Here is a 14,917-nt window from a genome sequence, read left to right on the forward strand (position 1 = left end):
ATAATGGTTCTTGATATTATTCAAAAAGAAAAGTCGATTAGATTAAACAGTAAGTCAACGAAAATAGTAACGATGTTAGTGCTGGAAGTGACCAACCGTGAATTGGCTAAATTAGTAATAGCACAACGCATCGCTGAATTAGAAGTTCACAAATCGATTGGTGCAGAGTTTGCTCATGAGCTTCATGCAGATTCTAGCGATGTTATTAATATGCCTGAATCTAAAAAAATAAAACCAAACAATTCCATTCAAGAGTTTAGAGGTTAATAACATGCAACGTCGAATTCTTATTTTATTAATGTTCCTATTTGGAACGTTATCTACCTCTTTATTCGCAAAAGACACTGAAAACCTATCGGTAGGTGACGCTAAAAGTATTACGACCATGACCGAAATTACATCGGTATTTATTTCTGATCCTAAAATCGCCGATTATAAAATTATAGATAAATATAAAGTGGTTTTATTTGGTAGAGACGTCGGGGATACCGTATTTATTGCTTTCGATGTTCAAGGTCGTGAATTAGTAAATAAAAAAATCATAGTCAGTCGTAATTATTCAGGTATTGAGCAGCAAGTTAAATTGAGATTTCCCACTTCTGATGTTGATATTTATGCTATTGGTACTAATGCGGTTGTTAGTGGTGTGGTTTTGAATGAAGAAGACCGAGATCAAATTTATGAAATGGTTGGAACATTACTGTTTGAAGATAATTCAGAGAGTAATGCTCAAGATGATAGAACAGACTTAACCTACATGGATAAACTCAATTTTGAAGGTGTAGTTAATCAAATTGAAGTCGCTAGAACGAAGCAAGTAAACGTAAAATTAACCATCGCTGAAGTTTCGCATTCTTTTATGCAAGATTTTGGGATTAAAGTCGGCAGTAATGGGCAAGCAGGGATCTTTGTTGATCAATTAGTTCACTTTAGCGCGAGTGACATCGTTTCTGTTATTACGGCAGTAGGAACCGATTCTGTAGGACAAATTCTGGCGGAACCTAATCTATCAGTGATTTCAGGTGAAGATGCCAGCTTTCTTGTCGGTGGTGAATTACCAGTCGTTACCGTCATTGATGGGGCGACGAACGTTCAATATAAAGAGTTTGGTGTAAAGCTGGATTTGACCGCGAAAGTTGAGCGTGATGACAAAATCAAATTGGCTTTAGCACCAAGTGTGAGTTCTCTTGATACTCAATATGCAAACGATACTTACAATTTACCATCACTTAAAACCCGAAGTGCAAGAACGACCGTCGAGTTAGGGGATGGACAAAGTTTTGTTTTAGGTGGGTTGCTAAACAGTGAAGAAAAAGAATCGCTTACACGTATTCCATTTATTGGCGACATTCCTATTCTAGGGGCTTTATTTCGTCACACGGGCACCGAACGCAATAGAACAGAGCTTATTATTGTTGCAACTGTAAATCTTGTTCAACCAGTTAAAGCAAATCAAATCCAATTACCGACAATGCAAAAAACCAGTACTTTACGACGTTTTCTAGGGATGGGAAGTGATTATAAAAGAGCGGAAGATAAATGGGCAAGTGAAGTACTCAATGCAGGCGGGTTTAGAAAATGAGCAGATTATACGTAATTGCAGTCCTTCTTTTTTTATCAGGGTGTGCTGATCATATTAATGAAAAACAAGGGACTCGTATTAATGTCATCCCTGTGGTCTATTCGCTTTCAATTAACAGCAGTGATAACGACATTATTAAAGAACAAATAAGCGTATTCATTCAAAAATATGACATTAAAAATAAAAATGGTCATTGGGAATTATTGATAGCATCCAATGAGATAACAATTCAAGAAGGTAAATATCAGCAGCTTTTAAACAAATTCGGTTATACCTTGAATCAAATCAAAACCGTAGAGAGGAAGGGAGAATCTCATTTTTCTGTGACGATCGCATTTGCTACCCAACGTATTGAGTATGAAATTTGTGATTATGAGCAAATAGACTATTACGGTTCAACTAAGATTGGTTGCTATACAGAAAATAACCGCTGGCATTCGATGGTTAATCCTGAAAATGCAATGTAAAGAAATAGCGTAAGTTAAATTTATTGGAGCGGTTATGTTTGATTTAGTAGAACGGTTAAGTACAAATAAAAATAATGAACATAAGCTAAGTAACAAGCTTGAAACGATATTGTTTTATCAAACTGAAGAGTGTCGTTCATTGATCAATGAATCGTTTCGATTTGATGGCAGAGATGAGCCTAAAAGCGTAAAAAATCGAGATGAAGAATTACGTCAAATTGATTTGTTAAATTCACCAGATGTGGTGTTCATTGAATTAAATGCAAGTAAAGATGTTGTTCAAGATGCGCAGCGTATTGTGCATTTATTACCGAGTCATGTGTCTGTTGTCGTGATAGGTTCTGAAGATGCAATTTCAACCATTCGTTTATTAAAAGACATGGGGTTCTATTACCTTTTCTGGCCGGTAAGCAAACAAGAATGCTGTGATTTTATGCTAAATGTATTTGATAACCATGACCAAAATAAAGGGTTAATGGCGAATAGAAAAGCAAAGCGTGTTGCAATATTAGGCGTAAAAGGTGGCGTTGGTACTTCCCTTATTTGCAGTGAAATATCTCGTTCATTATCTTTTGATAAAGGAGTTTCAACCTTACTTGTCGATCACCATTATCATGGTGGAAATCTTGATATTTTTATGGGGTTGAAACAATACCAAAAAAGAATCGTACAGAAAGGCACGTTATTAACCAATATTGATGGTACTTACGCTCTTGGTCTTATTCGAAAAATTACACCAATGCTCTCTATGTTAGCGATTGATTCTGAAGAATTAAATGCTCAAGAATTAAAAGAATATACCTTAGCGGTACAAGATCAAGTATTGAATAACTCAAGTGTGATGATTGAAGATCATGCTCAGCTTATTCGTAATAAAGATGACATTGATCGATTATTACAGCGAGTTGATGTTCTGGTTTTTGTTTTTGATGCCACAGTTTCGGCGTTGCGTGATTACAACCGTTTCAATCAATTAGTTAAAAAGAATAATCTAGATAATGAAACCCGTGTCATTTCTGTTTTAAATGCGTCAAGACCTGTTAATAGTGGTTCTGTATCTCTGGATGAAATAGAAAAATACAGTGGACAAAGACCAACGATAATCATTCCTTACGATGATAAAGCACCACAGCACATTCTTGAAGGCGGACAAATTATAAAAACTAAGTCTCCAATGGGGTTACCTCTAATGAATCTTGTTTCTTTAATCCTAGGGGAAGAGCAGAAACAACAGAAACGGTCTATCTTCCGGTTCTTTAAGGTTAAAGGGGAATAACGAATGAATAATAAAACGTTATATATCCAGCTAAGAACACAAATATTTAATGCATTAGAACCGGAAGCACTCAATAAATTAACTAAGCAAGAATTAACACAACAACTGCTTAATGCCGTTGAATTATTGATAGATAGAGAGCAATTGCCTGTCTCTCTTATCATGAAAAATGAATTTGTTGAAAGCTTGGTGAATGAACTGGTTGGTTTAGGTCCATTACAGAATTTAATGGATGATGAAAGCATTACCGACATCATGATTAATGGGCATGAAAATGTGTTTATTGAACGTGATGGATTAGTGGAAAAAGTAAAAGTTAATTTTATTAATGAACAACAACTTATTGATATAGCAAAACGAATTGCAAGTCGTGTTGGGCGTAGAGTTGATGAATCGACACCAACCTGTGATGCTCGTTTAGCGGATGGAAGTCGAGTTAATATTGTTATTCCGCCAATAGCAATTGATGGCACCACGATTTCAATTCGTAAGTTCAAGAAGCAGAGTATTGTTTTTTCTGACTTAGTTGAATTTGGCGCAATGAGTAAAGAAATGGCTCAATTGTTGATGGTCGCTTCTCGCTGTCGTTTAAATATATTGATCTCTGGTGGGACGGGTTCTGGTAAAACGACTATGTTAAATGCGCTCTCTCAGTTTATTTCAGATGGAGAACGCATTGTCACTATTGAAGATGCGGCAGAGTTAAGATTACAAAAGCCCCACGTGGTTCGATTAGAGACGAGAACATCAGGCATTGAAGGGACTGGCATGGTTTCGCAGCGTGATCTTGTGATTAATTCGTTACGTATGCGTCCAGATCGAATTATTGTTGGAGAGTGTCGCGGTGGAGAAGCCTTTGAGATGCTTCAAGCCATGAATACTGGACATGATGGTTCAATGTCCACATTACATGCTAACTCTCCAAGAGATGCGTTAGCTCGAGTTGAAGCTATGGTTATGATGGCAACCAATAATTTACCTTTAGAAGCCGTCAGACGAACGATTGTTAGTGCAGTGGATTTAGTTGTGCAAATTAGTCGTTTACATGATGGGACTCGTAAAGTTATGAGTATTTCTGAAGTTGTGGGCTTAGAGGGAAATAACGTTGTTCTTGAAGAGATTTTTGCGTTTAAACCAAATCGAACACAAAGTGAAGATGGAAAAGTGAAAGGTAATTTTTTTACCTCGGGGTTAATGCAACGCTCAGTGCTAATGGAAAAGGCGCGGTTTTTTGGGATGGAAGACAAAATACAGTCAGCATTTAGAACTCCTTATTCAGAGGTAGAGTGATGTCTTGGATAGTCATTGGCATCGGTTTAATTTTGTTGATGTTTGCTTTGAGTGATAAGCCTGTAAAAAAAAGCCAGTACTTAGAAAAACTGAATACGACCCAATTTGTTGATAATTTAAATAGCACAGATCAAGCAATTAACCTTGCTTCATTGACTGAGCGTACTACCCAACAAAAAATAGAACAAGTATGGCGTAATATCGCTCGTCAACTAGGTCAAGGCGCTCGGCTTAAGTTAAGTTTTTTTATTGGTGTTTTTGCGATAAGTGGCTATCTGATTAATCGGTCAATGTTACATTCCTCGGCGGTTACGGTTGTTTTTATTTCTATTCTAGTAGGGTTGATTTGGGGGTATTTTTGGCTTCAAGAGCGAGAGAAAAAACAGTTTAATGAGAGCTTTCCTGACGCATTGAACATGTTAGCAAGTGCCGTATCTGCGGGAGAAAGTATTACTCACTCCATCGCTTTTGTGGGAAAAACGCTAGAAGGTGAAGTGGGGAATGAATTTAAAGTAATGGGTGAGCGTTTACAGTTAGGAGAAACACCTGATGATGTGTTTCGAAAATCTTGCATTCGCTTTCCTTATCCAGCGTTTCAATTTTTTGTTATTACATTACGAGCAAACATGAATCGTGGTGGGCAGTTAAAAGACGTAGTCTCACGACTAAATAGGTTGATGTTTGATGCTCGTTCAGTTGAAAGAAAAAAATACGCGCTGACTTCTGAAGCTCGGATCTCAGCAAAGATCGTATGTGCTACGCCTTTTTTCTTTTTGTTTATTCTTCAGTATCTAAGCCCTGAAAATTATGAGTTTGTCATGTTTCATGCGGAAGGAAAGCCGATTCTATATTACGTGATCATTAGTGAATCGATAGGCATGCTCATTATTTGGGCCTTACTTAAAGGAACAAAATAATGACTGAATTGAATCGTTTTTTATTCATTACGTTAGTGTCATTTGGTTTCATGCTTATTTTTTATTTGGTAATTATAAAAATACTGCGAACAAAGCAACTAGAGATCTTAATTAACCGTAATGAAAAAACGGATAAAAATGACTTTAGTTACTGGCTTAGAAACAAAGCGTCAGAGTTGAACCCTAACCAAGAAGAAATTAGACGAAAATTACGCCAAGCCGGTTTTTCAAATACCGATTATGTTCATCTTATTATGCCAATTAAATACAGTGTATTAGCTTCGGGTGAGTTGATATTAAGTATCGCCTATTACACTTCATTATTGTCAGGTACAACTTGGATTGTTGGTGCGGCAGTATGGGGGATGTTGGTCATTATTGTTCCTGATATGTACTTGCAATCAAAGATTAAAGCTCGAGTGCATCGAATCTCAACCCAAATGCCTTATCTGTTGGATTTAATGGCGGTATGCGTACAGACAGGGATGACGATTGAGGCGTCATTAAGCTATTTAGCAAAAGAAATGAGCGGCTTTGATAAGGATTTAACTCAAGTATTAACCAAAATGAATGAACGCTCTCGTATGATTGGTTTAGAGAAAGCGCTTGATGAAATGTACATCGAAATACCGTCCAATGAAATGCGTAGCTTTGTGATGACATTAACGCAAAGCATGCATTATGGCTCATCGATTTATAGTGTATTAACCACATTGGCTTCTGATATTAGAGAGGTACAAATGCTGGGATTGGAAGAGCGAATAGGGAAGTTGGCTGCAAAAATGTCAGTACCATTGATCGTGTTTATCATGATCCCTATTGTTATTTTAATTGCTGCACCTGGTGTAATGAGGTTGATGTTAAATGCTTAAAAAAATAATGCTAATGACTGCGGTTATTTTATTGTTGTCTGCGTGCAGTTCCCGCCAATACAGTGAAGGTTCACTGACAAAATCGAAGATAGATATTTATGAGCAGACGAATAATTACGTTGCTCTCTCAGATTTATATAAAGCGGAATTAAAAAAAGACGATTCAGAAGAGACTCGAGAAGCGTTAGCTGCTGTATTAATTAAATTAGAAGATCCAAGCAGTGCTCTGTTTTATTTAACGCCTAACATAGAGAGTGGGGCCTGTTACCTAACTTATTTTCTTCAAGCTTCAGCGTTGGGAGATTTAGGTAAATACCCTCAAGCGATAAGTGCGGGGTTGTTGTCTTTGGATGATAATCCAGACAATGCAGAGGCTGAAAACTTATTAGGTATTTTATATGGACATGAATATCAATATGGGAAATCTCGTCGATATTTTGAAAAAGCCCAATTGCACTTCTATGACAGTAATACTATCGCGAATAATTTAGCCGTATTAGATATTGCTGAGGGGAATTATAAGCAAGCGGCACAACGTTTGTTGCCCGTTTATCGAAGTGGCCAAGCAAACAAACAGGTCATGGCTAACTTAGTATTAAGCATGGCAAAAGAACAGAATATTGAATTTATCGAAGCCGTTTTATCTGATAAACATACAAAAAAAGAGATTGAACGCATTTATCAATCCTTACAGAGTTTTAATGCATTAACTCGTGAACCCAAGACAAGTGTATAGGCTAATAGCATGAGAATAAAACAAAAGGGCTCGGCGTCTATTGAGTTTGTTATCGGGTTTATGGCGTTTTGGTTTATGTGTATGGCGTGGGTTGAAATGAGCTATATGTCTTATATATCAGCAGTTAATGACCTTGCAATCTCTGAAATTTCAAGAAGTGCTAAAAAAGGTAATGGTCAATATTTGAATATTGTCGATGATGTCTTACATCGTGAAAATAGTATTTGGAATATAGCCGTCTCTGCCGATAATTTTAAAATATCTATTCATTATCTTCCTTCTATTGAAGCGCTTGAAGCTGTCAAAAAAGGATGCCAAATCCCTGAAGGTAAACGGATAAGAGAGTGTGGAGAAGAGGTTAACAACGCATTAGCTATTTATAGGATTGATTATAATTTCCATCCTATATTTTCTTATGCTTTCAGTCGTTCAGCCAATTTAAGTCGTGAAATGATAGTGGTACAAGAATATGAACGTTCGCAATTTGAAGTCTAAACAGCGCGGTATCTTTAGTATTGAATTTGCCATTGTTGGTGTTTTTTTTAGCCTACTTTTGGTGTTTAGTGGCGATGTCATTATTAAATTATCAGTTAAAGGAAAGTTAGATCGCCTTTCTTATTCTTTAGTTAATGTTTTAAAAGAGCGCACTGAATTATATGGAATGGATTACCAACTAACAAAAAAAGAAGTTGATAGCTTAAATACAATTGCTAAAAACTCACTGTCGAGAACCTTTGGTGCATTTGAGGCTAATCGATATGGAATGTTAGTTGAGGAGCTTAGTTTTTCAGAAATAGATGTGCCCAATCCTATCGTTAGTGAACAAAGAGGAGCAGAGACGTGTCATGTTGGAGAGTCTATCGCTAATTTAAAGCAATTAACGGTGTTGAGTGTGAGAGGGAGAATAATGCCTTTGTATCGAGTTGCCCTTTGTTATGAAACCGATAATTGGTTTGGACGCTTGGGTGAAAAGAGTTACACCACGGTGATGTCTGACTCTATTGTTATTGGTCGATAATTATGAAACTTAAAAAGCAACAATCGGGTCACGCCGCCATATTATTTGTTATGTGTATTCCTGTTTTGTTTGGAGTGTTTACTCTGGCATCAGACGGAGCAAGAGCACTTCAATCGAAAGCGAGATTAGAAGATGCTGCCGAAGCTGCAGTGCTGGCTGTTTCGGCCTATGGTGAAGAAGATCCTGTATCAATTCAAACGGGAAAAGATTATGTTCGCCATTATATGCCAGATATGGAAAGCCTCGTTGAAATTAAGGTTGAGAAAGTAGAGTGTTCAGAAATACCTGAATGTACCGCTGACGATAATGATAGACCGTTTGTAGAATATCGAGTTTCTGGTAGAACAAAACATGAATCATGGTTCCCAGGTAATGATAAAACGGTTGGTTTTGGTGACCATTTTGATGTCACTGGATCATCAAAAGCTCGTAAATTTCAAAGCAGTCAGCCAATGGATATTACCTTTATTCTCGATTTTTCGGGTTCTATGAATTATGACTGGAAAGGACATGCCCCATCGGATATGCCTGAAGAGTCTCCAAACATTCCGGGTCGTTTTTCTCCTCCCTCACGATTGAGTGATTTAAAAGAGGTAGTGCAAATGGTCACTGATGAATTGCAAGCGTATAACAACACGACGACAGGTCCTAAGCATCGTGTCGCAATGACGGGATATAACCGTAGAACCGTAAACAAAGCGAACTCAGGGAAGTTTATCGTTCGGGACCAAAGAATAATAAAGAAAAAAGGCGAATATGATAAAGATGATGTGGTCGATTTTACTAAAACAATAAAACAGCAATTTAAACCCAAAGGTGAAGCGGGGCGAATTCCTAATGGGGATGAGCTTGCAGAGTTTAATGACATTAACTACAGCAGTGATTTTGTTGCGTTTAATAATCAAGTGAAAACATTTGAAGCTTATGGCGGGACGGCGTCTTTACAAGGGATTTTACGAGCAAGTCAGATTATGTCTTATCATTTAACCAAAGATGGTGAAGAGGCTAATCCTAAACAACTGGTTATTATTTTGTCTGATGGTGAAGATTTTGGTCATTATTTAGGACAGGCGCAAAAACTGGTAAACAAAGGGATGTGTACAAATTTGACGAATGCTATCGAGGGTGGACCTGTTTCTGCTGATGACAATAGTGCAGATAAAATTGAATTCTCCGCAGGCAATAGTCATGGTTTACCGACAAATACAGGTGAAGATCCTAGTGTGAGAATTGCGATGATCGGCTTTGGTGATGGGTACGATATTCATGATAATACGGGTTTGTTGAATTGTGTTGGTGAAGAAAATGCGTTTAGTGCCAAAAACAAAGATGAAATATTAAATCTGATCATGTCATTGGTTTCAGAAGAAGTCGGGCATTTAGCTCAATAACATCGAGAGTAAATTATGAAAAAACTATGTGTGCTATTGGCTTTATTTTCAGTCAATACTTTTGCAACAGAGAATAACATTAGTAGTAAAGAATTTAACCAAGCATTAAATTACTATTGCGGTACCGGTGAAATTGAATTTCAAGAGCAAGTGATGGTAGGAAAAGGTAAGCAAATTCTATTTCACCAAGGCCCATTTATGCAAGTTACTGCCAGTTTGAATTCAGAGGTGCTAAAACGAACATTTAATAATGAATTAAAGAAAACAGATATAGCCCCTCAGTGTCGCGAATATTTACTGACTTACGCTGAAGTGAAAGAAGACAAACTCAATCAAAAATTATTGGCGAGAGTATTATTTAATTTTGACCAATATACATTAACCACACGCTCTCAATACATATTAAATCAAGTCTCCGAGCAATTAGAAATACAAGATGAAGTCATTTTATTAAATGGTCATACTGATAATAAAGGGAAAGAGAGTTACAACATTGATTTAGGATTAGCTCGTTCTGAAAGCGTAAAAGCCTTTTTAATTGAGCAAGGAGTATCTCAAGAAACGGTAGAAGCTTACTCTTTTGGTGAGAAGAATGCAGTTGATGATAATGGCAATGCAGAAGGGCGATATCATAATCGTCGAGTGGATTTAGAGAAAAAAGAAATGGACAAGTAAGTGTATATGGCGATGATATCTATCATCGCCACTATTTGTGTAAACTTGAGAGTATTTTTCTATGTCGGCGCATAGAGCAAGTGCCAATTGAGTACCTGAATTTAACTTATTTACTTTAACGTCGTGCCGAAATAAATCTGTTTTCCGTTCATAAGTTATCATTTTTATATTTGGTGAGGTAAAAATATTTCCAGTCGAGAACCAAGTTCTTGCTCTATAAACCAAATGTCTCCATTATAGCTATTGATTATCTCTTCACAAACGGCAAGACCTATCCCTGTTCCAGGATGAAGTTCGTCGGCTCTGACTCCTCGCAAGAATACGGATTCGATTTTATCTTTAGGGAGTGTGGCACCATCATTTTCGATATAAACATTAACGCCTTCCCCTCGTTCAACCACGGACAAAATAATGTAGTTGCTCGAAAATCGGTAGCTGTTTTCAAGAATGTTTCCCAATATTTCCATTAAATCGTTGTAGTTAATTGGTAATGTTTGTTCTGCTGAGTAGTTATGAATAAATTCGATATTACGATCTTTATGTATTTTGTTGAACATTTTAGTGAGTTTTGCTGCGATCGGGGCTAATAGCGTGTTGTGTTTACTAATACCTCTCGACCCCATTAATGCTCTTTTTAATTGGTGCTGAATAACATTATCCATATCATGGAGTTGTTCCATGATCTCGTGAATTGGTGGTTTCTGTTGATACAACAAAGCATCACAAGTCGCCACTCGAGTTTTGAGGCTATGTGCTAAATCGTCCATGGCTTTTTTGTATTTATCTGATTGTTGTTGTTGTTGTTCTAGTAACCTGTTTATCGTTTTTGCTATAGGCTCTAATTCTGCGGGGTAAGTATAAATGAGTTTTTCATGATTATTGTTTTTAATGGATTTCAATTCTCTATGAAGTTTATTTAAGGGATAAAATGATCTTTTATAACCCCATAGAACACAGGCAATAGCGATGAAAATAATGATAAGATAAGCAATGATAAGTGTTAATTTTAGGTTTTTAAGTGATTCGATTTGAGTGTCCATTTTTTGAATGATCACTAAGAATCTTCCTGGCGAAATATTATCCGCAGGGAAATAGACTTTATAATATAAAAAGCTTGAGCCACTTGGTTTCGTTTCTAAAATCGGAGTGTTTAATGTTGTTGGAAATTGAGCACATAAGTTTTTTACGTGCTTTGGTGGACCATTAGAAAAGCTATGCCAAAGAATATTGTCTTTTTTGTCGCATATAACCGTTGCTACATTTGCTGCTTCTGAGTGGTAGATCGGAGAATTAGGTGTTATGGGAGGAATTAATCCAGAGACCATTACTTCATTAATTATTCCTGGAGCATCTTTGAATAACGCGGTGATACTTTTGTGTATGAACTGCTCTTTTTTTTGGTTGTAGCGTAAATAACCGTTTAGCGCTAGAAAACCAATAACCACCGCTAAAAAGCTAAATAAAATTCGTCGTCTAAATTGATTTTGTACTAAACGCTTCATTTTTTATTTCGCTTTTATTTGAAATTGATAACCTTGACCTCGAACCGTAGAAATAAGATCTTTGTGGCCAACGAGAGCAAATTTTTTCCTTAAGCGTGAAATAATAACTTCGATATTATTTAATTGTGCTTGATCACCTTCTTGATAGAGAGCATCGACAAACTCTTGTTTGGAAATAACTTTAATGCTGTTTTTAATTAAATATTCGGCTATGTCATATTCGAATGAGGTTAATACTACTGGCGTATTATCAACAAGAATCGTTTTAGCTTTTGTATCGAGTAAAATATTATCAGCAGTAATCGTTGATTGGCTAAAGCCTGCTGAGCGTCTAACTAGGGCGTGAAGTCTTGCTATTAATTCTTCTGATTGAAATGGTTTTACAAGATAGTCATCTGCTCCGGCTTCCAATCCTTCCACCTTATCTTGCCAATTTCCTCTCGCCGTTAATATTAATACTGGGGTGTGGATTTTTTTACGACGAATTTGTTTTATGAGTGTCATTCCATCAAAGTCGGGTAACCCTAAGTCAATGATCATGACATCAATGAGTTCTTTCTTTTGAACCGTTTGCAAGAAGGAGGAGGCGGTTTTATCGGAATAGACAATGTGTCCAAGATCCTTCAAATAAGTGGATAGATGATGGTTTAGGATTTCATTGTCTTCGACAAGTGCAATTTGCATAATATACCGACTTATTATCCGAGTGTTGATGTTAATTAATAACACTTATCACTTTGTTTATAAATAATAAAACCTATAAATTGATAGGTTTTATTAAATTTAATGCAATGTTTATTTACCCTAACTCTAATCGAATAAGTACTTCATCGGTAATATCGGTAATTTCACCACAGCCGACAATACTTGATAATTCATCTTCAAGCGCTCTTGCGTAATGGATAGCAGATTGTGCTAATTGACTGAGTTCAATTTCAGATGTGCTTGATAATGGGTTTTTAACCGCTGTAGTTGTTACTCGTATCGCTAAAAACTCACCGTGTTCTTTTGCCTTTTTGATAAAGGTTAAGCGATCGTTATAAGATTCAAACTCTTGAAGTAATCGAGTAAATACCGATTTTATTTTCCCTTCGCGTATTACCACTGCAATATAAATTTCGTGGTGGTGTGATCGTGTATTTGCAGGAGTTCTTAATGGCTCTGCTAATAATCGTTGTACTCGCGATTTGAAAATCGGTTCTAAATTTACGCTGTTCTCTGAGCCCAGTTGTTGCCAAATTTTATTAATTCGGTTCAATGGGAAGTTAACCCCCATACAGCGAGGCTTAACGCTATGATTGTCTTTTTCTATGAAAAATGGAGCCGTAGTTAATTTAGTTAGCAGCAATTGATGCATTATTTTCAACATATCCATTGATGGTAGTTGTTCATAATCCATTGGTAATCGTTCAATGTTGTGTTGAATTAAACGACCTAAAAACAGTTTGCTTTTTTGAGTCTGTAAGCTGTCTTCAATTTGTAATTGGATATGTTGTCCGTTCGACGCTACTTTTAACACATGATAGGTGATACGACTTAATGGCGTGTTTCTGTCCATCATTTGTAAATCATTAAACGTTATTTTTACATCGGATTTTTTCGTCAATTGTGCCGGTTTATCTAATGTGATAGACAGCCCTTTTATCGATATATCCTGTGTTCTTCCAGATAATTCACCAAGTGTTGGATGAGATAATGTAATTAACGTTTCATAGTTGAATCTAGGTTCTGAACGACGAGGCGCTGAATCATAATACAACGCATGAGCCTGACATATCGGGGCTATCGGATGACGATAAGCGTTTAGTGTCTTTGGTTCTAAAGTTGGTTTGTCCGTTAACAGATAATCTTTTTGAGTTTCAGGGAGACTGATCTCGGTAAGAATACCCATATGGGTCAAGCTTGATAAAATGGCTTCCATCTCAGGAGCAACAGACAGCAGACGCTCTTTGTCCCCTTTTGCTAATTCAAATAGAGAAAGGCGGATAACTTTCCAACTTTTACGCTTTGCACCAATATGCCAAAACAGTTGTCTTTCTTGTTGAGTTCCCTCTGAAGACATCATGGAATAGAAGAGTTCTCTTTCTTCATGATCATGTTTAAAGCTGTAAAAATGCGTATTGCTGGCCTTTAAGCCTGGTTTTGTTAAAAACTCCATGCGCTCAGGTTTAAACAAATGATTTATTACTGGCTGATTTTTTTCATCATGCCAATGTTTCCACAAACCTTCATTATGATCGGTGATCACGGCATATTTTAATTGCTCTTTGGCAAAGAAAAGAGGGATGTTTGTCGTGTGCTTTAAAAAGCAATGTTCATAACCTTGAGTCCTTACTCGTACTATCTGATCTCTTTGATCATGCTGATTTCGTCGTTTGTTTTTATTTAATTTGACGTCAATAGCATGAGCAATTACATCGTGGTTTGATTCCATTTTTAAGCGTAACCAACGATAGCTGTCATTTTCTTCGCTGTCGTGAATACCTAAAATACGATAAGGAAAATCGCCATTTAGTTCTTTTATACCAGTGTCTTTAGCTAGATTAGGAAAGCTGACTTGTATGATTTGGCCTAAGCCGTATTCAAAAGCCGTTGGTACTTTTATTCGGGCACCAGAAGAGGATAAGTCACTGCTAGTACCATGAATGTGATTGCCATTAGGTAATAATACGGTGACTTGTGTCGACATGCGTAAGCGGTTTTCGCTGCGTGTTAAGTAATGACCAAATCGAATTAATTTAGCATCAAAAATATTTTTGTTTTCTTGCTGTAAAGAAGAGGGGTTACTGTCTTTATTTTTATGGAGCACGCGAAAGTTATTGCGAGTATTTGTCAGTGCTTCCCATACGCCTTCCGTGTAGCTGCCGTATCGCTCAATACTTTTGTGATAAGTATTGATTGCAACATCATCAAGAAAATGTGTGTAGCCATCTAAGCTGTATTGGTGGCATTGCCCTTTGACTCGCCCGCGTAAATCGATGCTCTTTTTACAAGGCGTCATAATACGCTTCAATTCAATTTTGACGATTAAATGAATTGATGGGTGTTCATGTGACATGACTTGTGAACACACGGAGTCAAAATCTGGTGCGTCAAAGACAGGAATGAGTTGTTCTACGTAGCTTTGATATTCTTCTTGATGCATGATTTCTGGTACAGTAATAAGAATCTAATGGGTTTATCGGCACAAT

Annotated in this window: 14 protein-coding genes and 1 pseudogene; 12 read left to right on the top strand and 3 right to left on the bottom strand. The window is 36.8% G+C overall.

What is annotated here, in order from left to right:
- From AACV33_RS11130 to AACV33_RS11185, 12 genes and pseudogenes are all read left to right on the top strand, one after another.
- Positions 1-267, top strand: a pseudogene (locus AACV33_RS11130) (Flp pilus assembly protein CpaB); the annotation flags it as partial.
- Positions 268-271: 4 nt separating this feature from the next.
- Positions 272-1,582, top strand: coding sequence for a type II and III secretion system protein family protein (locus tag AACV33_RS11135; protein ID WP_017021071.1), 1,311 nt, complete (start codon positions 272-274; stop codon positions 1,580-1,582).
- Positions 1,579-2,049, top strand: coding sequence for a hypothetical protein (locus AACV33_RS11140; RefSeq protein WP_182700223.1), 471 nt, complete (start codon positions 1,579-1,581; stop codon positions 2,047-2,049). Before AACV33_RS11135 ends, AACV33_RS11140 begins: the two co-directional genes overlap by 4 nt.
- A 34-nt stretch (positions 2,050-2,083) precedes the next feature.
- Positions 2,084-3,325 (top strand): AAA family ATPase, encoded by a 1,242-nt coding sequence (locus AACV33_RS11145; RefSeq protein ID WP_017021073.1) that lies wholly within the window; start codon positions 2,084-2,086, stop codon positions 3,323-3,325.
- 3 nt (positions 3,326-3,328) lie between these two features.
- Positions 3,329-4,615 carry a CpaF family protein gene (locus AACV33_RS11150; RefSeq protein ID WP_017021074.1) on the top strand — a complete coding sequence of 429 codons (1,287 nt, stop codon included), beginning with the start codon at positions 3,329-3,331 and terminating at the stop codon, positions 4,613-4,615.
- Complete coding sequence (locus AACV33_RS11155; RefSeq protein ID WP_017021075.1) at positions 4,615-5,532, top strand: type II secretion system F family protein; 918 nt, start codon at positions 4,615-4,617, stop codon at positions 5,530-5,532. Before AACV33_RS11150 ends, AACV33_RS11155 begins: the two co-directional genes overlap by 1 nt.
- Positions 5,532-6,404, top strand: coding sequence for a type II secretion system F family protein (locus AACV33_RS11160; protein WP_023604123.1), 873 nt, complete (start codon positions 5,532-5,534; stop codon positions 6,402-6,404). Before AACV33_RS11155 ends, AACV33_RS11160 begins: the two co-directional genes overlap by 1 nt.
- Positions 6,397-7,140 (top strand): hypothetical protein, encoded by a 744-nt coding sequence (locus AACV33_RS11165; protein ID WP_017021077.1) that lies wholly within the window; start codon positions 6,397-6,399, stop codon positions 7,138-7,140. Before AACV33_RS11160 ends, AACV33_RS11165 begins: the two co-directional genes overlap by 8 nt.
- Positions 7,141-7,149: 9 nt before the next feature.
- The gene (locus tag AACV33_RS11170; protein WP_017021078.1) at positions 7,150-7,635 is read left to right on the top strand and encodes a TadE/TadG family type IV pilus assembly protein; all 486 of its coding nucleotides are present in this window, start codon (positions 7,150-7,152) and stop codon (positions 7,633-7,635) included.
- The gene (gene tadF, locus AACV33_RS11175) at positions 7,610-8,158 is read left to right on the top strand and encodes a tight adherence pilus pseudopilin TadF (RefSeq protein WP_017021079.1); all 549 of its coding nucleotides are present in this window, start codon (positions 7,610-7,612) and stop codon (positions 8,156-8,158) included. The genes AACV33_RS11170 and tadF overlap by 26 nt, the downstream gene beginning before the upstream one ends.
- 2 nt (positions 8,159-8,160) lie before the next feature.
- On the top strand, positions 8,161-9,549 hold the full coding sequence (locus AACV33_RS11180) for a TadE/TadG family type IV pilus assembly protein (RefSeq protein ID WP_017021080.1): 1,389 nt from the start codon (positions 8,161-8,163) through the stop codon (positions 9,547-9,549).
- A 15-nt stretch (positions 9,550-9,564) separates the two neighbouring features.
- On the top strand, positions 9,565-10,224 hold the full coding sequence (locus tag AACV33_RS11185; protein ID WP_182700224.1) for an OmpA family protein: 660 nt from the start codon (positions 9,565-9,567) through the stop codon (positions 10,222-10,224).
- Positions 10,225-10,388: 164 nt separating this feature from the next.
- On the opposite strand, the gene AACV33_RS11190 is transcribed toward AACV33_RS11185, so the two are convergent.
- From AACV33_RS11190 to AACV33_RS11200, 3 genes are all read right to left on the bottom strand, one after another.
- The gene (locus tag AACV33_RS11190) at positions 10,389-11,726 is read right to left on the bottom strand and encodes an ATP-binding protein (protein WP_182700225.1); all 1,338 of its coding nucleotides are present in this window, start codon (positions 11,724-11,726) and stop codon (positions 10,389-10,391) included.
- 3 nt (positions 11,727-11,729) lie between these two features.
- Entirely contained in the window at positions 11,730-12,410 is a 681-nt protein-coding gene (locus AACV33_RS11195; protein ID WP_017021083.1) for a response regulator, read from the bottom strand.
- Positions 12,411-12,525: 115 nt separating this feature from the next.
- On the bottom strand, positions 12,526-14,871 hold the full coding sequence (locus tag AACV33_RS11200; protein WP_017021084.1) for a PilZ domain-containing protein: 2,346 nt from the start codon (positions 14,869-14,871) through the stop codon (positions 12,526-12,528).
- Positions 14,872-14,917: the final 46 nt, after the last annotated feature.

Origin of the sequence: Aliivibrio sp. SR45-2, from assembly GCF_963890165.1 — a bacterium.
Classification (GTDB): domain Bacteria; phylum Pseudomonadota; class Gammaproteobacteria; order Enterobacterales; family Vibrionaceae; genus Aliivibrio; species Aliivibrio salmonicida.

Bases quoted from the DNA above. Each gene is read 5' to 3' on its own strand.
- AACV33_RS11135 (WP_017021071.1), top strand. From the start codon at position 272: ATGCAACGTCGAATTCTTATTTTATTAATGTTCCTATTTGGAACGTTA.
- AACV33_RS11140 (WP_182700223.1), top strand. From the start codon at position 1,579: ATGAGCAGATTATACGTAATTGCAGTCCTTCTTTTTTTATCAGGGTGT.
- AACV33_RS11145 (WP_017021073.1), top strand. From the start codon at position 2,084: ATGTTTGATTTAGTAGAACGGTTAAGTACAAATAAAAATAATGAACAT.
- AACV33_RS11150 (WP_017021074.1), top strand. From the start codon at position 3,329: ATGAATAATAAAACGTTATATATCCAGCTAAGAACACAAATATTTAAT.
- AACV33_RS11155 (WP_017021075.1), top strand. From the start codon at position 4,615: ATGTCTTGGATAGTCATTGGCATCGGTTTAATTTTGTTGATGTTTGCT.
- AACV33_RS11160 (WP_023604123.1), top strand. From the start codon at position 5,532: ATGACTGAATTGAATCGTTTTTTATTCATTACGTTAGTGTCATTTGGT.
- AACV33_RS11165 (WP_017021077.1), top strand. From the start codon at position 6,397: ATGCTTAAAAAAATAATGCTAATGACTGCGGTTATTTTATTGTTGTCT.
- AACV33_RS11170 (WP_017021078.1), top strand. From the start codon at position 7,150: ATGAGAATAAAACAAAAGGGCTCGGCGTCTATTGAGTTTGTTATCGGG.
- tadF (WP_017021079.1), top strand. From the start codon at position 7,610: ATGAACGTTCGCAATTTGAAGTCTAAACAGCGCGGTATCTTTAGTATT.
- AACV33_RS11180 (WP_017021080.1), top strand. From the start codon at position 8,161: ATGAAACTTAAAAAGCAACAATCGGGTCACGCCGCCATATTATTTGTT.
- AACV33_RS11185 (WP_182700224.1), top strand. From the start codon at position 9,565: ATGAAAAAACTATGTGTGCTATTGGCTTTATTTTCAGTCAATACTTTT.
- AACV33_RS11190 (WP_182700225.1), bottom strand. From the start codon at position 11,726: ATGAAGCGTTTAGTACAAAATCAATTTAGACGACGAATTTTATTTAGC.
- AACV33_RS11195 (WP_017021083.1), bottom strand. From the start codon at position 12,410: ATGCAAATTGCACTTGTCGAAGACAATGAAATCCTAAACCATCATCTA.
- AACV33_RS11200 (WP_017021084.1), bottom strand. From the start codon at position 14,871: ATGCATCAAGAAGAATATCAAAGCTACGTAGAACAACTCATTCCTGTC.